This is a genomic window from Chryseotalea sp. WA131a (genome assembly GCA_025370075.1).
Taxonomy (GTDB): domain Bacteria; phylum Bacteroidota; class Bacteroidia; order Cytophagales; family Cyclobacteriaceae; genus ELB16-189.
In genome coordinates this window covers 2,660,594-2,679,163 of record CP073016.1, presented here as the reverse complement: position 1 = coordinate 2,679,163, position 18,570 = coordinate 2,660,594, and the positions used below count along the sequence as shown (strand labels likewise).

Annotated in this window: 21 protein-coding genes; 11 read left to right on the top strand and 10 right to left on the bottom strand. The window is 42.7% G+C overall.

Annotated features, from left to right (window positions below; genetic code table 11):
- Positions 1 to 101 precede the first annotated feature (101 nt).
- From carA to KA713_12075, 5 genes are all read left to right on the top strand, one after another.
- The gene (gene carA, locus KA713_12095; protein UXE65230.1) at positions 102 to 1,187 is read left to right on the top strand and encodes a glutamine-hydrolyzing carbamoyl-phosphate synthase small subunit; all 1,086 of its coding nucleotides are present in this window, start codon (positions 102 to 104) and stop codon (positions 1,185 to 1,187) included.
- Positions 1,188 to 1,307: 120 nt separating this feature from the next.
- The gene (locus KA713_12090) at positions 1,308 to 1,676 is read left to right on the top strand and encodes a four helix bundle protein (GenBank protein UXE65229.1); all 369 of its coding nucleotides are present in this window, start codon (positions 1,308 to 1,310) and stop codon (positions 1,674 to 1,676) included.
- 50 nt (positions 1,677 to 1,726) lie between these two features.
- The gene (eno, locus tag KA713_12085) at positions 1,727 to 3,004 is read left to right on the top strand and encodes a phosphopyruvate hydratase (protein UXE65228.1); all 1,278 of its coding nucleotides are present in this window, start codon (positions 1,727 to 1,729) and stop codon (positions 3,002 to 3,004) included.
- 272 nt (positions 3,005 to 3,276) lie between these two features.
- Positions 3,277 to 3,567: a septum formation initiator family protein gene (locus KA713_12080; GenBank protein ID UXE65227.1), complete on the top strand. Its 291-nt coding sequence runs from the start codon at positions 3,277 to 3,279 to the stop codon at positions 3,565 to 3,567.
- 13 nt (positions 3,568 to 3,580) lie between these two features.
- Positions 3,581 to 4,120 carry a hypothetical protein gene (locus tag KA713_12075; GenBank protein UXE65226.1) on the top strand — a complete coding sequence of 180 codons (540 nt, stop codon included), beginning with the start codon at positions 3,581 to 3,583 and terminating at the stop codon, positions 4,118 to 4,120.
- Here KA713_12075 and KA713_12070 read toward each other — a convergent pair.
- The 3 genes from KA713_12070 to KA713_12060 are packed head-to-tail and all read right to left on the bottom strand — an operon-like array spanning position 4,117 to position 5,778.
- Entirely contained in the window at positions 4,117 to 5,202 is a 1,086-nt protein-coding gene (locus tag KA713_12070; protein ID UXE65225.1) for an Ldh family oxidoreductase, read from the bottom strand. The genes KA713_12075 and KA713_12070 overlap by 4 nt on opposite strands.
- Positions 5,195 to 5,506, bottom strand: coding sequence for a type II toxin-antitoxin system RelE/ParE family toxin (locus tag KA713_12065; protein ID UXE65224.1), 312 nt, complete (start codon positions 5,504 to 5,506; stop codon positions 5,195 to 5,197). The genes KA713_12070 and KA713_12065 overlap by 8 nt, the downstream gene beginning before the upstream one ends.
- Before the next feature lie 11 nt (positions 5,507 to 5,517).
- Positions 5,518 to 5,778 (bottom strand): hypothetical protein, encoded by a 261-nt coding sequence (locus KA713_12060; protein ID UXE65223.1) that lies wholly within the window; start codon positions 5,776 to 5,778, stop codon positions 5,518 to 5,520.
- 95 nt (positions 5,779 to 5,873) lie between these two features.
- On the opposite strand from KA713_12060, the gene KA713_12055 reads away from it, so the two are divergent.
- From KA713_12055 to KA713_12035, 5 genes are all read left to right on the top strand, one after another.
- Complete coding sequence (locus KA713_12055; protein UXE65222.1) at positions 5,874 to 7,487, top strand: DUF4139 domain-containing protein; 1,614 nt, start codon at positions 5,874 to 5,876, stop codon at positions 7,485 to 7,487.
- 138 nt (positions 7,488 to 7,625) lie between these two features.
- Entirely contained in the window at positions 7,626 to 9,575 is a 1,950-nt protein-coding gene (locus tag KA713_12050; protein ID UXE65221.1) for a peptidylprolyl isomerase, read from the top strand.
- A complete protein-coding gene (locus KA713_12045) occupies positions 9,576 to 10,454 on the top strand; it encodes a peptidyl-prolyl cis-trans isomerase (protein ID UXE65220.1) in 879 nt (292 codons plus the stop codon).
- The gene (locus KA713_12040) at positions 10,435 to 11,763 is read left to right on the top strand and encodes a peptidylprolyl isomerase (protein ID UXE69113.1); all 1,329 of its coding nucleotides are present in this window, start codon (positions 10,435 to 10,437) and stop codon (positions 11,761 to 11,763) included. Before KA713_12045 ends, KA713_12040 begins: the two co-directional genes overlap by 20 nt.
- A gap of 42 nt (positions 11,764 to 11,805) precedes the next feature.
- Complete coding sequence (locus KA713_12035) at positions 11,806 to 12,771, top strand: MoxR family ATPase (GenBank protein ID UXE65219.1); 966 nt, start codon at positions 11,806 to 11,808, stop codon at positions 12,769 to 12,771.
- Here KA713_12035 and KA713_12030 read toward each other — a convergent pair.
- Genes KA713_12030 through KA713_12020 form a run of 3 tightly spaced genes read right to left on the bottom strand, consistent with a single transcriptional unit; the run spans position 12,768 to position 15,096 of the window.
- The gene (locus tag KA713_12030) at positions 12,768 to 13,457 is read right to left on the bottom strand and encodes an SCO family protein (GenBank protein ID UXE65218.1); all 690 of its coding nucleotides are present in this window, start codon (positions 13,455 to 13,457) and stop codon (positions 12,768 to 12,770) included. The genes KA713_12035 and KA713_12030 overlap by 4 nt on opposite strands.
- On the bottom strand, positions 13,429 to 13,719 hold the full coding sequence (locus KA713_12025) for a hypothetical protein (protein ID UXE65217.1): 291 nt from the start codon (positions 13,717 to 13,719) through the stop codon (positions 13,429 to 13,431). Before KA713_12025 ends, KA713_12030 begins: the two co-directional genes overlap by 29 nt.
- A gap of 54 nt (positions 13,720 to 13,773) precedes the next feature.
- Complete coding sequence (locus KA713_12020) at positions 13,774 to 15,096, bottom strand: IS1380 family transposase (protein UXE65216.1); 1,323 nt, start codon at positions 15,094 to 15,096, stop codon at positions 13,774 to 13,776.
- 199 nt (positions 15,097 to 15,295) lie between these two features.
- Here KA713_12020 and KA713_12015 point away from each other — a divergent pair, with 199 nt between their 5' ends.
- Entirely contained in the window at positions 15,296 to 16,423 is a 1,128-nt protein-coding gene (locus KA713_12015; protein UXE65215.1) for an ISAs1 family transposase, read from the top strand.
- Here KA713_12015 and KA713_12010 read toward each other — a convergent pair.
- Genes KA713_12010 through KA713_11995 form a run of 4 tightly spaced genes read right to left on the bottom strand, consistent with a single transcriptional unit; the run spans position 16,385 to position 18,513 of the window.
- The gene (locus KA713_12010; protein UXE65214.1) at positions 16,385 to 16,693 is read right to left on the bottom strand and encodes a hypothetical protein; all 309 of its coding nucleotides are present in this window, start codon (positions 16,691 to 16,693) and stop codon (positions 16,385 to 16,387) included. The two genes, KA713_12015 and KA713_12010, sit on opposite strands and share 39 nt — an antisense overlap.
- Positions 16,665 to 17,423 carry a YHYH protein gene (locus KA713_12005; GenBank protein UXE65213.1) on the bottom strand — a complete coding sequence of 253 codons (759 nt, stop codon included), beginning with the start codon at positions 17,421 to 17,423 and terminating at the stop codon, positions 16,665 to 16,667. The genes KA713_12010 and KA713_12005 overlap by 29 nt, the downstream gene beginning before the upstream one ends.
- A gap of 51 nt (positions 17,424 to 17,474) precedes the next feature.
- Positions 17,475 to 18,011, bottom strand: coding sequence for an IS630 family transposase (locus tag KA713_12000; protein UXE65212.1), 537 nt, complete (start codon positions 18,009 to 18,011; stop codon positions 17,475 to 17,477).
- Positions 17,992 to 18,513 carry a transposase gene (locus KA713_11995; GenBank protein UXE65211.1) on the bottom strand — a complete coding sequence of 174 codons (522 nt, stop codon included), beginning with the start codon at positions 18,511 to 18,513 and terminating at the stop codon, positions 17,992 to 17,994. Before KA713_11995 ends, KA713_12000 begins: the two co-directional genes overlap by 20 nt.
- Between the last annotated feature and the right edge of the window lie 57 nt (positions 18,514 to 18,570).

Genomic DNA, 18,570 nt, shown 5'->3' with positions numbered 1-18,570 from the left:
TATGCCCTATTTACATCGAATGCGGAAAGAATTAACCGCGTTTTTAGCGACAGTATCAATCCGAAAAGTATTTTTGTTAACCTTTTAAAACAAACCTCACCTTGCAAAATAAAGCTTACTTATTGCTAGAAGATGGCCTGCTGGTAGAAGGCCGCGCCATTGGAAAAAAAGGAACCAGCGGTGGCGAAATCTGCTTCAACACGGGCATGACGGGCTACCAAGAGATCTACACCGACCCTTCGTATTATGGGCAGATCATTGTGAACACCACCGCTCACATCGGTAACTACGGAACGGTAGAGGCAGAACAAGAATCGGCCGCGCCCATGATCAAAGGTATTGTGATCAATGAATTCTCCGATGATTTTAGCCGCAAAACTTCGAAGCAAAGTCTGCAGCAGTATTTAGAAAAAAACAATGTCGTAGGTATTGCCGATGTAGACACGCGCAAGTTGGTACGCCACATCCGCAGCAAAGGTGCACAAAATGCCATCATCTCCTCAGAGTTGACGCCCGATCAATTGAAAGCAGAATTGAAGAAAGTACCTTCGATGGATGGCTTGGAGTTGTCATCGGTGGTGAGCACCAAGAAGCCGTACTTTTTTGGCAATGCGAAAGCAACCATAAAAATTGCGGCCTTAGATGTGGGCATCAAAACCAATATTTTGAGAAGCTTAGCTGAGCGAGGTTGCTATGTACAAGTTTTCCCAGCGAAAACACCTTTTACAGAAATGAATGCGTGGAATCCCGAAGGTTATTTTATCTCCAACGGCCCGGGCGATCCATCAGTAATGGATTATGCCGTTAAGACGGTGAAAGAAATGTTGGCGGCCGATAAACCCGTCTTTGGAATTTGCCTAGGTCATCAGTTGCTGGCTTTAGCTGGAGGACTGACCACTTTCAAAATGCACCATGGTCATCGAGGGCTCAATCACCCTGTAAAAAATTTGGTCTCCGGTTTGGGAGAAATGACTTCGCAAAATCATGGCTTTGCAGTAAAGAACGAGGGCTTGGAGCAACACCCCGAAATAGAGGTGACGCACGTACACTTGAATGACGAAACCATCATGGGCATTCGGTTGAAAAATAAAAAAGCGTTTTCAGTTCAGTATCATCCAGAAGCTTCGCCAGGGCCGCATGATTCCAGATACCTTTTTGACCAGTTTCTGGCAATGATTAAAATTTAAGATGTGAGATGTAAGATGTTAGATTTGGACTGTGGTGTACTCGAAAACAATAGTTTTCCCAATAAACCTAATCTAGTTTTGACACCTAACATCTAAAATCAAAATATATAACATCTGCTTATGGACAAATTTGAATTAATGGCGAGGACAAAACAATTTGCCATTAATGTTTTTAAGTTGATGAATAGGTTGCCAAAATCAGAAGCCGCAAAAGTTATCACTTACCAATTATTAAAGTCATCATCTTCGGTAGCTGCAAATTATAGAGCCGCAAATAGAGGAAAATCTGATGCGGATTTCACAAATAAGATAAAAACAGTTTTGGAGGAAGCTGATGAAAGTCATTTCTGGTTAACCTTTCTGGCTGATGTTGAGCTATTAAAAAAGGATGACAAAGAGCTAGAATTGCTAACAAAAGAATCGAATGAATTGACTGCAATATTTGCTGCATCGTTAAAGACTTTAAATCAAAAGAAACCTAAATCTTAAATCGATAACATAAATCTAACATCTCACATCTAAAAATCTAACATCCACTTATGAGTTTAATCGAAAGCATCCACGCACGTCAAATACTTGATAGCCGTGGAAACCCAACCGTAGAGGTTGATGTAGTAACAGAATCAGGTGCATTTGGTCGCGCGGCTGTGCCCTCGGGTGCGTCCACTGGCTCGCATGAAGCAGTGGAACTGCGCGATGGCGACAAGAAAAAATACATGGGCAAAGGTGTATTGAAGGCCGTTGATAATGTCAATACCAAGATTGCTGCAGAAGTAGTTGGATTCCCTGTTTTCGATCAGTCGTTGATCGATAAAATCATGATCGAGCTTGATGGTACACCTAACAAAGGAAAATTGGGCGCTAATGCGATTTTAGGTGTTTCATTAGCTGTTGCGAAGGCGGCAGCCATGGAAGCAGGCCAATCATTATACCGCTACATCGGTGGCGTGAACGCAAACACGTTGCCCGTACCAATGATGAATATCTTAAATGGTGGTAGCCATGCTGATAACTCGATCGACTTTCAAGAGTTTATGGTCATGCCCGTAGGCGCGAAGACTTTCTCTGAAGCACTTCGCATGGGTGCAGAGATTTTCCATACGTTGAAAAAAGTATTGCATGACCAAGGTCTATCTACCAACGTAGGTGACGAAGGTGGTTTTGCACCTAATATCAAGTCAAACGAAGAAGCGATTGAGATTGTATTGAAGGCTATTGAAAAGGCTGGCTTCAAACCCGGTTCGGATGTCATGATTGCACTAGATCCTGCCGCCTCCGAATTTTACGATAGCAAAACCAAAACCTATACATTTAAAAAATCGTCTGGTAAAAAATTGAAACCGTTGGAGATGGCCGAGTACTGGACGAACTGGACAAAGAAGTATCCGATCATTTCCATTGAAGACGGTTTAGCCGAAGACGACTGGGCTGGCTGGAAAGCATTGACTGACAACGTAGGTAAGAAAGTACAACTGGTAGGAGACGATTTGTTTGTAACCAACGTGAAACGCTTGCAAGAAGGAATTGACAAAGGCGTGGGCAATGCGATCTTAATTAAGGTAAACCAAATCGGATCGTTGACCGAAACAATTGATGCCGTGAATTTGGCCAAACGAAATTCGTACAAAAGCATCATGAGCCACCGCTCCGGTGAAACCGAAGACAATACGATTGCCGACTTAGCGGTAGCTTTGAACTGTGGTCAAATCAAGACTGGTTCTGCCTCCCGCTCAGATCGGATGGCGAAATACAATCAACTCATCCGCATTGAAGAGGAATTGGGTGAAGTGGCGTATTTTCCGGGCAAGAAGTTTTAACCGAGAAAAACTTATACTTGAAAAGCCGAGGGGAGACCTTCGGCTTTTTTTTGTTTGCTAGCATTTTACCAAATTTTGCCTACTTTAGTATTCATTTTTGACCATGATGTTGGGGTTAAAGGACTTGTAGGAAACTCGTCTGACTTGTTTGACTAAACATATCAATGATTCATTTGATAACCATGATTGAAACCAAATAAATCACTTACTTTTCGTAGATCAAAAATGAATGATAGAATATTTTTTAAACTATTGTCAAAGTGTTTTAAACAATGAAACGTTTACCTCCCATTTTTAGGAACTTCTATTGGGTTACCGGGCTTTGTTTTTTGGTATGGATGATCTTTTTGGATTCCAACGATTTGATTTCCCGCTTCAAACTTGGATCTAAGTTGCGCACCTTAGAAAAAGAGAAACAATATTATCAAGCCAAAATAAAGGAAGTGGAAGAAGACCGCAAAGAGCTGTTGACGAATAAGGAACTATTGGAGAAGTTTGCTCGTGAAAAGTACTTGATGAAGAAAGAAAAGGAAGACATTTTTATCATTCAGGAAGAAGATTAAAATCAATACCGATATGAAAAAGTTAGTGGTTGTGTTAGTTTTTGGTTTGGTAGCATATTCTGCATTTGCGCAACGGACAATCGATGAAGAAACGCCACATACCTTCAAAGAGCGTGGTTACTTTGGTGGTGGTTTTGGCTTAAGTGGTGGGCGAGATGGATTTGGAAACAATTATTTTTTCATCGCACTCAACCCAATCATTGGTTATATGGTGAAACCACAATTTTCGGTAGGTACAGGCATCAATTGGCAACGGACCAGTTATTCTGATTTAGGGATCAACTTAGACCAATATGGTGTTAGCCCCTTTGCGCGTTACAATTTTGGTGGGCAGTTTTTTGGTTATGCTGAGTACAATTACATTTCTACCCCTACTTTCATTAACCGAAGCGAACGCAGAAGTTTTAACCGCATGCTTTTAGGTTTGGGTTACTCGCAACCGCTGGGTGGCCGTGGTGCAATCAATGCAATAGGACTATACGATGTGCTTTATAATCAGGCCGACCGTGCGTTTGCGTCACCTTGGGTATTCCGCGTGTTCTTTTCTTTTTAGTTTTTCCAAGCAAGATTTAATTTCTGAGCGAGTTGCTGTAGATCCTTCACCACTTTTTCATTTAGTGGTATGCCTTCTTTCAATCGTTTACTTTCAGCTTCACGCTCGGGGTCACCAGGTATTATTAATCTGTCGTACCCCTCCATCGTTTTGGCTTCGCGAAAGCGAGAAATCCAATTGTCCATGTGTTGTTTAAATTCACTTGCCGGGCGGAAAGCATCTACGCGCATCGCTCCAAAAAAATGACCGATGCCTTCTCCTACCGGATCGGCAGTTGGAGCCAGAAAACTTACAAATGGTGGGACCCACGGCCCGTAGTTGGCACCGCTTAGCACGGCAGAAAAAATATCGACCCACGCGCCCAAACAAAAACCTTTGTGGCTGCCATGCTCAAAGTCGCTGCCCAATGGAATAAGCGCGCCACCATCTTTCAATTCATTCGGATTCGTACTGGGTTTACCTTCTTTGGTTTGTATCCAGCCTTGCGGTGCTTCTTTATTTTTTCGTTGTAAGATCTCAAGTTTACCGTTGGCAGCAGTGGTGGTGGCAAAGTCGGCCACAAATGGGGGTTGCTTATCAGCCGGTATGGCCACGCAAATGGGGTTTGTTCCCAACAATCGCTCAATCGAAAAAGTAGGGGCTACTAAGGGACTTGCGTTGGTCATCGAAATGCCAATCATGTCATGCTCCAAGGCCATCATGGAATGATAGCCGGCAATACCAAAGTGATTGGAGTTTTTTACCGCCACCCAACCGGTGCCAACTTGTTTTGCTTTTGCGATGGCAATGTTCATGGCATGAGGTGCCACCACCAAGCCGAGGCCTTGGTCGCCATCCACCACTGCTGTGCTGGGCGTTTCATGAACGGTTTTAATTTTCGGCTGACTGTTCACCCGTTTGGCTTCCCACAAGCGCACATAGCCAGACAAGCGTGCGAGGCCATGCGAATCGATGCCGCGTAAATCGGCACTTAGTAAAACGTTGGTAGCGAGTTGTGCATCGGCATCCGTGCAATTTATTTTTTTGAAAACATCAAATGCAAACTGCTTGAGCGAACTATAAGTAAAAACAGATTCAATCATTTTTAATAAGGTTTTTTTCAGGATTACTTCTCATATCGAATAAACAAAGAATTGTAACTTTATTATATCGATAAAAAAGAAGATTGTAAGGCTTCACCATAATGCTTCTAATATTCCGATGATTAGGGGAGGGTTTGCCAATGGCAGGGTGATTCGAAATTAAATCAATCCTTTCCTGGATTTTATCTAAAAACAATAGAGCTATTTTCGAGGAAAAGTTACTTAGCAGATAGTGAAATACTCGGTCGGTATCCTTACGAAACCGTTTGGTAATAATTATTTCTTTTCTGCTCGCTTCTTCCATCCATTCATATCTTATTTAAATTCATCCCAAGTGATTGTTTCCCCGGCATCAGCTTCCTTAATGGCCTCATTCAATTCTGCATGTTGTTCAATTGTCAATAAGTCCATTTCATTTTTTTTGGAAGCATAAAAAGCGACATCCTCCATTACTTGTTGAAGTATATTTTCATCACCTATCGAATCCACTAATTGGTAGATTTTAGATTTTACTGCCTCTCCCATATCATGAATATTGTATCCGAAAGATACAAAAATAGATTTGATGCTATTCACCAATGAATTTAAGGCAAACTTTCAATAAAGTTGTCAGTTTAATTATGGAATTTTGATTTGGTTAGCATCTAAGCTTAAAACAAATAATGAATTCCATGAAGAATAAATTTTTAACTATTGCCTTGGTAGCGGGCGTTTTTACGGCTTTTGCCCAAACCGAAAAACCAACCGACTCAAAAATCACAGAAGTGACCGTGTTTTTAAACAAAGCACAAGTAACACGCGAGGTAAAAACCCGCATTGAAGTGGGTCGAACTAATCTCGTATTGCGCGGATTGACTGCTCAACTCGATCCCACCAGCATTCAGGTTTCGGGCAAAGGGGGTTTTGTTATTTTGGGAATCAACCATCAGCAAAACTATTTGAATGAATTCAATTTGCCAAAGGGATTGCGCGTGTTGAAAGACTCAGTGGAAATACTTCAACGTCAACTTTTGTTGGAACAAAGCCAGAAGGAGATTCTTACTAAAGAAGAACAAATGCTCCTAAGCAACCAAAAAATTGGAAGTGCCAATCAAAACATAACGGTGGCTGAACTAAAAGCGATGGCCGATTTTTATAGAAGTCGTTTGAGCGATATTGTTGCTGCACGCATGAAGCAAGACGAGAAAATAAAAAAGATTAATGAACGCATGGGCAAACTGAACAATCAGATTAACGAACACCATGAATTGTATAATAGAGGCACGAGTGAAATTGTGGTGAGCCTTTCGGCAGAAGCGGCTACTGCGGTGGATTTGGACGTAAACTATGTAGTGGCGAATGCGGGGTGGTATCCGGTGTATGATTTGAGAGCCATCAATACCAAAAATCCGGTGCAGTTGAGTTACAAAGCCAATGTATTTCAAAGTACGGGCGAGGAGTGGAAGAACGTAAAATTGAAATTGTCTACGGCCAATCCAAATCAAAGTGGATTGAAACCTGAATTGAGTTCTTGGTTCTTGGATTTTTATCAGCCTGTTAGGATGGGTTACTTTGGTGACAAGAAGAAGGAAAGAGCTATGGCGGGTGCACCCTCCATGGAAATGGCAAAAATGGATGCTGACATGGCAGCCTCTGTTGCTTCCTCAGTAGCGGATTACGTTTCCACTATTCAAACTTCACTCAATACCGAGTTTGACATTTCACTCCCTTATACGGTTGTGTCGGCAGCAAAAGCAACCACGGTTGATATTCGTAATTATGAAATGAAGTCAGACTATGTGTATTCGGTAGCACCCAAGTTGGATAACGATGCTTTCTTGCTAGCACGAGCCACGGGCTGGGAAGAATTCAGTTTATTGCCAGGCGAAGCAAATATCTTCTTTGAGGGAACGTTTGTGGGTAAGTCGTTTATTGACCCCAACAATATCAAAGACACTCTTTCCATTTCGCTTGGGCGCGATAAGCGGATTGTGGTGAAGCGCGAAAAATTGAAAGACCTCACTTCGCGCAATTTTGTGGGCTCTACCAAAAAGGAAAGTTATTCATACGAAATTTCTGTTCGCAATAGCAAAAGCGAGTCGATCAAAATTGTAGTAGAAGATCAGGTGCCGATATCACAGAATACCCAAATAGATGTCTCGCTTCAAAATGCAGGAGGAGCCAAGTACAACAAAACCAACGGTAAGCTGGTGTGGGAGTTGGATCTAAAAGCAAACGAAACCCGAAAATTGAGTTATCAATTTGAAGTGAAATACCCGAAGGATAAACAAGTGATGGGTTTGTAGAAGCAAATTTTTCAAGATTAGGTAAGAGCGGTGTTTTAACACCGCTTTTGTCTTTAAATCAAGGTATTAATCAATTAAAATTCAGCCTTTCCATTCAAAAATTTAGGCGTATTTTTGCGTTCTTATTCTGTTTTAGAAATGCGCACTAGGCTATTATTTTTGATTCTTACCGGTTTTTCGGTTCAGGCTTTTTCTCAAACTAAAAAAAACAAACAGCCCGTTCCGCTCATTACGGTCAACAAACAGCCCGTTTATACCGATGAGTTTGTGTACCTCTATAAAAAGAACCACCAAAACCGCCCCGAAGAATTTACGGAAAGTAAAATCAGCGAATACATCAATCTCTTCACCAACTTTAAGCTAAAAGTGGCCGAAGCCCGTGCCTTGGGGATGGATACCACCAAAAAATTTACAAAAGAATTTAAAACGTACCGCGAAGATTTAAAGAAACCCTACCGGGCCGAGCCAGACGTGGTTGATCAATTGGCCAAAGAGACCTATCAAAACCTCACCCAAGAGGTGCGGGCTTCTCATATTTTGATTGGCTTAAAGGAAGATGCTTTTCCAAGCGATACGTTGACAGCTTACCAAAAGATGGCAGACATACGCAAACGGATTTTGGCTGGCGAAGATTTTGAAAAACTGGCACGCGAACTTTCCGAGGATCCATCAGCCAAATACAATGGTGGCGATTTGGGTTACTTTACCGCTATGCAGATGGTGTATCCGTTTGAGAGAGCAGCATATCAAACAAATGTTGGTCAGCTTTCCCCTATCGTTCGCACACGTTTTGGGTATCATCTCATCAAAGTAATCGACAAAAAACCTGCGCGTGGCGAAGTTGAAGTTTCGCATATTTTGCTTCGCGCTGAAAAGGATAAAAACGGAAAAGTAAAAAACACTATTTTAGAAATCTACGAACAACTAAAGGCCGGTCGTGCGTGGAATGATCTGTGCAAAGAATATTCAGAAGATGCCAGCACGAAAGATGTTGGCGGCAAACTTCGGCCATTTGGCGTAGGTGCGTTGGCCTCCGTTCCTGAATTCGAGCGCATGGCCTTTTCGCTTAAAAATCCGGGCGACATTTCAGATCCGTTCCAATCGGCCATTGGCTGGCATTTGATAAGATTGGAGAAAAAAATTCCGTTGCCACCCTATGCTGAATTGGAAGCCTCTTTGAAAAAACGAGTGGCTCGCGATGAGCGTTTGCAAATCTCGCAGCAGGCATTAAATGCAAAGAGAAAAAAGGACATGGGTTTTGTAGAGGTAGAGGAAGTAAAAAGGGAATTTTTTGCGTTGGCCGATTCTTCCTTTAACAAAGGCAAATGGAAGTTTTCGGGCAGTTCACTTTTGTTGGAGAAGAAAATTGCAGCGTTGCAAGGAAAGGAATTGCGCGTGAGCGATGTGGTAAAATTCATCTCCATCAACCAAGCCCCCAATGGTATGAACCCTAAAAATTACCTAGAGCAATTGTACACCACTTTTGTGGACGAATCAATGAACGATTTGGAGGAGGAACGACTTAAATCAGACAAACCAGAATTTAAAAATCTCCTAACCGAATACCGCGAAGGCATTTTGTTTTTCGAAATCATGGAAAAAAAAATTTGGAACAAAGCTTCCGAAGATACCTTAGGCCAGCGAAACTATTACCAATCACATCCTGATAAGTTTCAAGCCAAAGAGCGGGTAGAGGCACGGATTTTTACAGCCACCGATAAAAGCCCCATTGACGAATTTAAGCGGAAGGTGGAGAAAGGAGATACCATTTCGGAAGCATTCTTAAAAAAGTTTAAGTCGGTTCAATCTTTTCGCAAGTATGAAAAAGGCGATAGCAAGATTATTGATAAAGTAAGCTGGGTGGTAGGGCTGCACGAAACACAGGTAGAAAGCAATTATTACCTGGTGGAGATTCAGCAACTGGTGTTGCCAGGCCTTAAAACTTTTGAAGAATCCAAAGCATCTATCATTACCGACTATCAGGCCGAGTTGGAGAAAATATGGTTAGAAAAGCTGAGAAAGAAATACCCCGTTTCCGTTTCTAGCAAAGGAAAGAAAATGGTTTTGGCAGAATTGGTTAAAAAGTAAATGAAACTAACAACCTACCTACTTGTATTGTCTATTTGGCTTTTTGTCTTTTCGTGCGACATCATTCGCATGAAAGGAAATAGTGCTGGGGATGCCGCACGAAAAGAAGTGGCACGTGTGGGGCAAACGTATCTGTATGCTGATGAATTGCGCGGCATTGCTTCTTCTGAAAGCACAAAAGAAGACAGCGCAGCGCGCGCCTCGGCCTATGTCAACAGTTGGATTCGCAAACAATTGCTATTGAATGAAGCAGCCAAAAACATTGACATCAACGAAGCGGAAGTAGAACGCAAAGTACTCGACTACCGATATAGCTTGATTGGCTACGAATTTCAAAATTATTACATCAATAAAAACCTAAACGATAGTGTTACCCAGCAAGAGTTAGAGGTTTATTACAAAGAGCATTTGGATAATTTTATTTTGAAACAAAACATTATTCAAGGGGCTTATATCAAAGTGGCTAAAACGGCACCGCGCACACAGCGCATCAAAGATTTGCTCTTTTCCACTAAGCCAAAAGATAGGAGTGAGCTAAAATCCTATTGCCTCGGGTTTACTGAAGCCTATCAATTGCCTGACTCTACTTGGATTGAGTTCGACAAGCTGGCCGCCAATTCACCACTGGCCGATATCCCGAACAAAATACAATTCCTCCGCAGCTATAATTATTACGAAACTAGCGATGCAAGTTATTTATATTTCTTGAAGATAAATGCTTACAAGATTTCTGACAATGCTTCGCCTATTGATTTTGTGAAAGAAGATATTCGCAATATTATTTTGAACAAACGGAAAGTAGAACTTGCCAAGAAATTAGAAGATGAAATTTATGAAAATGCTGCTAAAGAAAAAGAGTTTGAAGTATTCAATCGCTAGTCTCTTTTGCTTGGCGACCATGATTGGTCATGCCCAAGACAAAACAGGATTTGTAGTGGATAAGATCATTGCCAAAGTAGATAACTACATTGTGATTAAGTCGGAGTTGGAGCAGGCCTACCAAGGTGCGGTGGCAGAAGGCAATCCGGCTACCGATGAGATGAAGTGCCAAATCTTCAATCGGTTGATCATGAATAAACTGATGGTGGCCAAGGCAGAGATTGACTCGGTTACGGTCACCGATCTAGAGGTAGATCAGAACACCACGCAGCGCATGGGCATGATTTTGCAAAGCTCTGGCAATGCGCCCGAAGAGTTGGAGCGCAGGTATGGCAAGAGCATGGATCAAATCCGATTGGAACTTCGCGATCAAATACGCGAGCAATTGCTTGCGCGTGAGATGACCCAAAAAATAACCAAAGAGTTGAAAGTGACACCGGCAGAAGTAAAGCGATTCTTCAATAAAATACCAACGGATAGCTTACCCTTTTATTCTTCAGATGTGCAGATTGGCCAGATCGTTCGTATCGCTAAAATAAGTTCTCAACAAGAAGACGAAGCCAAGCGAAGGTTGAGCGAACTCCGCGATAGAATTTTGGCGGGAGAAAGTTTTAATGATTTGGCATTGAAATATTCGGAAGACCCAAGTGCCAGACAAAACGGTGGCGAGATGGGCTTTGTGGGGCGTGGAGCGATGGTACCTCAGTTTGAAGCCATGGCATTTAAACTTCGCAAAGGCGAAATCTCTATGCCTTTCAAATCCTCCTTTGGCCACCACATCATGCAGTTGATTGACAGACGCGGCAACGAGTATAATTCACGCCACATTTTATTGTTGGGCAATCCATCGAAGGAAGATATTAATCGAGCAGAAAAATTCTTAGATAGCTTGCGGAGAAAAATTGTGAAAGACAGTATCAAGTTTGAGTATGCCGCCAAGCAATTCTCAGATGATAGCGAAACCAAAGGCCGTGGTGGCTACTTTACCGATCCTGATGGAGGTATCAACGTTTCGCTTCGCGATATTGATCCAGTCGTTTACTTGGCAATTGATACCATGAAGTTGGGAACCATCTCTAAGCCAATTGCGTACCGCACCGATGATGGAAAAGAAGGTATGCGCATTCTATACTATAAAACGAAGGTGCCTCCGCACCAAGCTAATTTAAAAGATGACTGGCACCGCATTCAATCGGCCGCCTTGGCGGAGAAAAGAGACAAAGCCATTGGCAAGTGGTTTAGTAAGTCGCGCCAAGATGTATTCATCAACATCGACCCAACGTACAATTATTGTAAGATTTTAGAGTAGCACCTTCATTCTAAAATCAGGAATCTAAAATCTCAAATGAAAATGAATTTCAAAAACGATGTAGAAGCAGCCGATGCGTTGGCACAGAGCTATCAAAACCTGAGGAGCGAAATTGCCAAGGTGGTGGTAGGGCAAGATGAAGTGGTGCGCTTGGTGCTCACCAGTATTTTTTGTCAAGGCCATTCGTTGTTGGTGGGTGTTCCGGGTTTGGCCAAAACATTGTTGGTACAAACCATTGCTACCTCGCTTGACTTACATTTTAAGCGCATCCAGTTCACGCCCGATTTAATGCCTTCCGATATTGTAGGTGCAGAAACGATGGACAAAGAGCGCAATTTTCAATTTGTCAAAGGGCCAATATTCGCGAACATTATTTTGGCAGATGAGATCAACCGCACACCGCCCAAAACCCAAGCCGCGCTGTTAGAGTCAATGCAAGAATATGCAGTGACCATTGCCGGAAATACCTATCCGCTTCCGCGCCCGTTTTTTGTACTGGCCACGCAGAATCCCATCGAACAAGAAGGAACATATCCGTTGCCAGAAGCGCAGTTGGATCGTTTTATGTTTAACATTTTTTTGGATTACCCTTCTTACCAGCAGGAGTTAAGTATTGTAAAAAATACGACAGCAGATGTTGTTCAGCAAGCATCTAAAACACTTACAGCCGAAGAGATTGTGGCCTTTCAGCATTTGGTGCGCAGAGTGCCCATTGCCGATAATGTAGTAGAGTATGCTGTGAAATTGAGCCAGTCAACACGCCCCGGAAAAACGGGAGCCTCTTCGATAGCAAATGATTTATTAGAATGGGGTGCTGGCCCCCGTGCTTCGCAGTATTTGGTGTTAGGGGCTAAATGTAATGCCCTCATCAATGGAAAGTATTCCCCTGATATTGAAGATGTGCAAGCCATTGCCAAACCCGTGCTACGACACCGCATGGTGCGCAACTTTAAAGCAGAAGCCGATGGGGTAACCGTAGATGGAATCATAGAGAAATTGATGGTTTAGTTCGGCTTAACTTTATTCCCGTAAGGATTACCGAATTCTTCTACTAGTTCATCGATATCTTTAATCATTTGCTCCGTTTCCAGTTGCAAGGTTCCGTTGTAAATTCCCCGGATGCGCTTCGACTGGTCAATCAACAAAACGTGTTCTGTATGCAAAAAATCAGTACTGTCTTTGGTGAAACCCAAATCTTCTTCTGCGAAATAAGACTGGCGGGCCAGATCGTAAATCTCTGATTTTCTCCCCGTGAGCAGATGCCAATTGGGTGAGGTAATATCGTTCTCCTCGGCATAGGTTTTTAGACGATTGACGTCATCGATCCACGGGGTTACGCTAAAAGATAGAATAACAACAGCAGGATTGTCACCAAATTTTTCCTGAACCAATTTCATGTGCTTGGTCATCACCGGACAGATGCTTCCGCAACTGGTAAAGATAAAATTGGCCACGTGTATTTTCCCTTCTATTTCCTGTTCGGTAACTGACTTTCCATTTTGATCGGTGAATGAAAACGAACGGATCGTGTGATTGATTTTTTGCGCAGCCTCTTCTTGTGAATCGATGAACGTGGGCGTAAACTCAGGCGTATTGTAATACGGTAGCCTGTTTTTTGCTTTTCTATTTGAACACGACATAGAAAAGATCATGATGACTAAAACACTACTTCCGAAAAACACTATCCGAAACATTGGTGCAGTTTTTAGTGCCCAGCAATCCAAATCTTCTTCCATTTTTAATGATGTAATTCGCTCGTATTTTCCCATTGTCGTACCACAATTGTTGCCATCCTTCCTCATGGCCTTGTTTATAGTTTGCCACTTTGATCAATGTCCCCTGTTCGTTCCACTCGCGACAGCAGCCTTCGTATTCACCATCTTTAAAAAAATAGTGAAGTTGCTTTTTTCCGTTTGGCCACCATGTTACGTACTCACCTTCTTTCGATCCGTTCACGAAAAATCTTTTTTCTTTTAAGTTACCTCCTTCATCCCAGATTTTGCAGTAGAACTATCCAGTCAGACTTAGTGGCAGGTTTATTTTTTGGACATTTGAGAATAATCCATCATACCATTGCCTTCTTTTGAGTGGGACGGACATTTTCAGTACCCATTTTTGGGCTTCCTGCTCCACCCAACTTCCAACTGCAAAGCAGTTGAACCTTAATGTGGAAAGCTTGGGCTGTGGCTGTTTTTGATGGGTTATTTGGCGGAACAGGCTCATCAAATTATAGGCTACCATCACAAAGCGCATAGCTGTTTCAGTAGCACAAAAACTATCCATGCAAAAGCCTTCTGTACCGAAATCTTCTTTCAACTCCTTGATCCTGTTTTCGGCATCACCCCTGCGCTTATATTGTTCCCATATTTCTGTTGCCGGCAGGGCTTGGTTAGTGACAAAGGCATGGTACCTTTTGCGGTACACTTTTTCGTCCGCTATGCCCACGCTGCTGAATAATGTCTTGAGCTTCTTACCCGTTGCCCTGGCCCTGATTTCTTCACTTTGTTTGATGACCACAATCCTACGGGCTTTGCCCCAGCCGCCTTGCTGGTAGTTTATTTCCGATACCCATAAGCCTTCGCCTATCGCATTCCATTGGGTGATACCATAAATGCTGGCTTGTAAATTGGCATACAGCTTACAGGCAATGACGTAGGGGATATTTCTCTGCTCAATGAAATCCAAGACTGTACCGGTACAAAACCCACTATCGGCCCTGAACAACCCTACTGTTTTGTTTTTGAGGATGGCAAAGGTCTCTTCTAAAAAATGGATGCAGTTGCTGTTGCTCCCTGTATTGCCGCTGCGGTTCCAGCAATTGGCCACCATGCGTATGTCATTGACAAAAGCAAACAAGGGATGATGGCTGCCACGGCCAGGCTTCTTGGGGTTGTACCCTTTTTTGCTGCCTTCCTGTTCCCCGTAACGGGTGATCACACTGCTGTCCATATCCAACGTATAATTGTCGAATTGGATCTGCTCAAAAAACCACGTGTACAGTTCAATGAAAATTTGGTGGTTCATTGAGGGCGTAAACTTTTTAAAGAACCGCCCGAAGGTGGTCCCCGAAGCAACCCGCTTCCATCCAAATATCTGGCGCAACACTTCATCAACCCGCACCACCGCTGTGTGACTAAAACGAAAGCAACCAATCCAGATGCCCACCCAAAAACTCTCTATTATACCCACGGCATCTATCCGGTTGTTACTCTTGCTCTCAGGCAAACCAAGCTCGGCCAACTTCTTGCTGATCCCAGTTTGGTCAATCAATATTTTCATCTCTTTCATCCCGCCCCACGCTGTTACTAATTTATCGGTATAGTGGTGTTCCATATTCAAATATAAGACACCTTGTCACTATTTCATTCTACTGCAAAATCTGGGTTCATAAAACTGCCTCCACTTGCCATGCTCATGTCCCAGGGAAATCGCTTTTAAGAAATTTTCAGATAACAAAATGATTATGAAGTATTTGGAGCAAGGGCAGTGATACTGTATTTTTGATTCATCAAAATGAGTTACGTGAAAAAAAATGCGTAGCCCAAATCCCCTTAGAGATAGCAACTCGGTTTTCCATACATCCTTCAGCCCCTTGCCCGACCCTCGCAGAACCACCAAAGGCCACTTTCAATACCCGCTGGATGAGATTTTGTTTTTAGTGATCTCGGCCGTACTGAGCGGGGCCGATGGCTGGTGCCCCGTACACGTTTTCGGGAAAGCCAAACTGGACTGGTTGCGCCAATACCTTCCCTATGCAAATGGGATACCTTCACACGATGTGTTGGGGAAGGTGTTTGCGTTGATCGACCCCGTTGAGTTCAACCGGTGTTTTATGCTTTGGGTCAATTCCCTGTCCAAACTAACGGACGGGGAAGTGGTTGCCATAGATGGGAAGACGCTTTGTGGATCAGCTTCGCAAGACCGGACAGCTTTTCACCTGGTCTCTGCTTATGCCACCCAAAACAGGCTTTGCCTGGGCCAACAATGTGTGAAGGAAAAGAGCAATGAGATCACCGCCATCCCTGTTTTATTGGACATGCTTGCCATTGAAAGCTGTGTGGTCACTGTGGATGCAATGGGCTGCCAACAGGATATTGCCCAGAAAATCCTCGACAAGAAGGCCGATTATATTTTGATGGTGAAGGACAACCAGAAAAGTCTGAAACAACAGATCGAGAAAGTGTTCACCCTTGAAAAACCTTCCCATTCCCATAGGCAGACAGATATGGGGCATGGGCGTGCAGAAAAAAGGGGATGTGATGTGATCAGTGGGCTGAGGTTTTTAGATGACCGTTCGAATTGGCCGGGGCTTCAAAGTATCGTGCGGATAAGATCAGAACGGGCAGAAAAGAAAACAGGGAAGATCACGCGGGAGGCCCGCTATTATATTTCTTCTTTGCGCGGGGATGCCGCACAGTTCAATGCCAAGATCAGGCAACATTGGGCAATCGAAAACAACCTGCACTGGTCATTGGATGTGCTCTTCAACGAAGATGCCCTGCTGATGAAATCCGGAAACTCGGTTATCAATTTCTCGATTGTCAACAAGATGGCCTTGGCTTTGTTGGACAAAGAAAAATCCACCAAAATGTCCAAACGATCTAAACGGTTGACCGCTGCACTAGATGATGGTTACAGAAGTTTGGTGCTGAAATGTTAAAAGCGATTTCCCTGGCTCATGTCCATCTTGGTATGTCGATAAAGATAAGGTGTCTGCATTGTTTTGATTGAGTGAAAAGAGAATCCCTGTGAAGGGTGATTTATTCCAAAGTAATATACCATTCTCCATCTGAAGATTCGAATCATTTATGTGCAGTCGAATCACTGGATGGTTCGTTTTCTCTCGTACACTCAACTGTTGGCAGCCAATCGTTAAGAGTAGTAAAATGATAAATGTACTATTACTGCGAAACCGTTCCAGGTGTTCCATAAAAACCACTTCCGTTGATGTATGGGTCTTTGTTTGTGACGTGGTAATGGTAAATGCCATTGGGATAATCCACTGTTGCAGCAGTGTGCCCGTGATAGGCATCAAGCGCACTTTCCACCACGTCAGCGCCATTCTCTTGAGGGCCATACACAGGAAAGCCATCTAAGAGAAAGCCTAGCAAAGCCGACTTAGTTGCTTTTACTTGTGTTAGATAGATTGGCTCTACATGATAGTGGTAGGCACCTGCTTGCTGAGGGTGCCTATAGTATTGATCAAAACTAGTGATTTCATTCGTCAGAGGCTGATTGGGGCCAGCATATTGATTGTAAAACGGAACGCCATTCAACGAAACACCAATTGCTCCAAGCGGGGTGGCACTATGACTAGCTGCTACCTTTGGATTCGCGGGGATTTTAAAAGTATAATTGAATGTGTTTATTGAATTCGGGTTTTTCTTAAATGTGTTTCCGCCAAAAGTAGTACCTGTAAAGCTTTCATACAGGCTATTGGTGGAAGCGTAGTAAACACTTTTGTGATCGGGTGCGCCTGTTGTTTTAATTGTAATATATGTTCCATCAGAGGTTACACTACTGGCGCCATATATTTTTTTGTACACATCGGGAACCTCCGTTGAGGTTGTGGTTGGTGTCACATCGTTGTTTTTACAAGCGCCCAGTAAGAACAAACAGAAAAGATAGTTGAACCAAGTCATGCTTTTTATTTTTTTCATTGGCTATTCTAAGTTTAAAATGGTAATTTGATTACTACTATACATAGCGACTTAAATAATGCAGCATAATTTATGTATTGTTTCATTTGGCTTTCCCCACTCTTTCATTTGTTTTTTTATAATTAACTCTACTTCGCCCAGTGTGGAGAAATATTTATTGTGGGTACATTTCCTGCGTGTTATCTTCCAAACCCGCTCAATATTGTTTAGATCGGGACTGTATGGTGGCAAAAACATTAGGCCGATTTTATCCTGGTTTTCCGATAGCCACGACTTCAACAAAATAGCATGGTGATATCTTGCGTTGTCCAGAACCACGATCAATTTCTTCCCGCGTTTTCTTGTCTTGAGGACTTTTTTTAAGAACGCCAAAAAGGTCATTGCGTTGAACACTTTGGTTAGCATTGTTGTCATCTGTCCAGTACTTGCACTTACCACCCCGAAAAGTGATATGGTTTTCCGTGTGGGGGCATGAAGCAAAACGGGGTCTTTATCTTCGGGCGGAAACCACATTTTGCACCTTGAACCATGCTGCTGAAAATGACATTCATCCTCAAAACGCAAATCGTTATTTTTGTTTATTGCCATCAAAAGGAGTTTTTTTAAAAGCCTTTTTGGCTTTTGGGTCTCCATTTGCAATTAGTGGGCGCGGCTTTCGTAGTCGAAATCCCATCGAATTAAATATCCGTTGGCATTGACGGACGCCCAGTTCAACCTTATACTTTTTTTTAAGGTGGGCGGACATCAACTTACCATCCCAAAAATTCTGTCCATAAGAAAAATCGACAGGGCTTTTGCGTAAGTCATCACCTAATTGTTGCCATTGCTTCTCGCTTAGACTACCAGGCCGACCTGACTTTCCTCCTTCTGCCAAACCAGAAAACCCTTTGCTGTTAAAACTTTTTACCCATCTCTGAATAGTAGTAGGGGATTGACCAAACAATTCTCCCACGGTATAACAATCATAGCCGTTAAGAACCAACAATAAACCGTGTAGCCTATGATCGTACTTGGAATCATCCGATCTGTGTATCTCCTGTTGGATGGCTATGTGCATGTTCTTGTCGTCTTTAATAAATAACCGTTTCATTTGTCTTCATTTTTAGTTTGTTGAAAACAAAGATAACAATTTAATAATTATACTGCA

What these genes read in the sequence shown, in the direction of transcription:
- KA713_12055 (UXE65222.1), top strand. Translation starts at nt 5,874, where the DNA reads ATGAAGAATAAATTTTTAACTATTGCCTTGGTAGCGGGCGTTTTTACG.
- KA713_12010 (UXE65214.1), bottom strand. Translation starts at nt 16,693, where the DNA reads ATGGAACACCTGGAACGGTTTCGCAGTAATAGTACATTTATCATTTTA.
- KA713_12045 (UXE65220.1), top strand. Translation starts at nt 9,576, where the DNA reads ATGAAACTAACAACCTACCTACTTGTATTGTCTATTTGGCTTTTTGTC.
- KA713_11995 (UXE65211.1), bottom strand. Translation starts at nt 18,513, where the DNA reads ATGAAACGGTTATTTATTAAAGACGACAAGAACATGCACATAGCCATC.
- KA713_12015 (UXE65215.1), top strand. Translation starts at nt 15,296, where the DNA reads ATGCGTAGCCCAAATCCCCTTAGAGATAGCAACTCGGTTTTCCATACA.
- KA713_12070 (UXE65225.1), bottom strand. Translation starts at nt 5,202, where the DNA reads ATGATTGAATCTGTTTTTACTTATAGTTCGCTCAAGCAGTTTGCATTT.
- KA713_12005 (UXE65213.1), bottom strand. Translation starts at nt 17,423, where the DNA reads ATGAAAAAAATAAAAAGCATGACTTGGTTCAACTATCTTTTCTGTTTG.
- KA713_12065 (UXE65224.1), bottom strand. Translation starts at nt 5,506, where the DNA reads ATGGAAGAAGCGAGCAGAAAAGAAATAATTATTACCAAACGGTTTCGT.
- KA713_12090 (UXE65229.1), top strand. Translation starts at nt 1,308, where the DNA reads ATGGACAAATTTGAATTAATGGCGAGGACAAAACAATTTGCCATTAAT.
- KA713_12075 (UXE65226.1), top strand. Translation starts at nt 3,581, where the DNA reads ATGAAAAAGTTAGTGGTTGTGTTAGTTTTTGGTTTGGTAGCATATTCT.
- KA713_12020 (UXE65216.1), bottom strand. Translation starts at nt 15,096, where the DNA reads ATGGAACACCACTATACCGATAAATTAGTAACAGCGTGGGGCGGGATG.
- eno (UXE65228.1), top strand. Translation starts at nt 1,727, where the DNA reads ATGAGTTTAATCGAAAGCATCCACGCACGTCAAATACTTGATAGCCGT.
- KA713_12035 (UXE65219.1), top strand. Translation starts at nt 11,806, where the DNA reads ATGAATTTCAAAAACGATGTAGAAGCAGCCGATGCGTTGGCACAGAGC.
- KA713_12000 (UXE65212.1), bottom strand. Translation starts at nt 18,011, where the DNA reads ATGGCAATAAACAAAAATAACGATTTGCGTTTTGAGGATGAATGTCAT.
- KA713_12050 (UXE65221.1), top strand. Translation starts at nt 7,626, where the DNA reads ATGCGCACTAGGCTATTATTTTTGATTCTTACCGGTTTTTCGGTTCAG.
- KA713_12080 (UXE65227.1), top strand. Translation starts at nt 3,277, where the DNA reads ATGAAACGTTTACCTCCCATTTTTAGGAACTTCTATTGGGTTACCGGG.
- KA713_12030 (UXE65218.1), bottom strand. Translation starts at nt 13,457, where the DNA reads ATGTTTCGGATAGTGTTTTTCGGAAGTAGTGTTTTAGTCATCATGATC.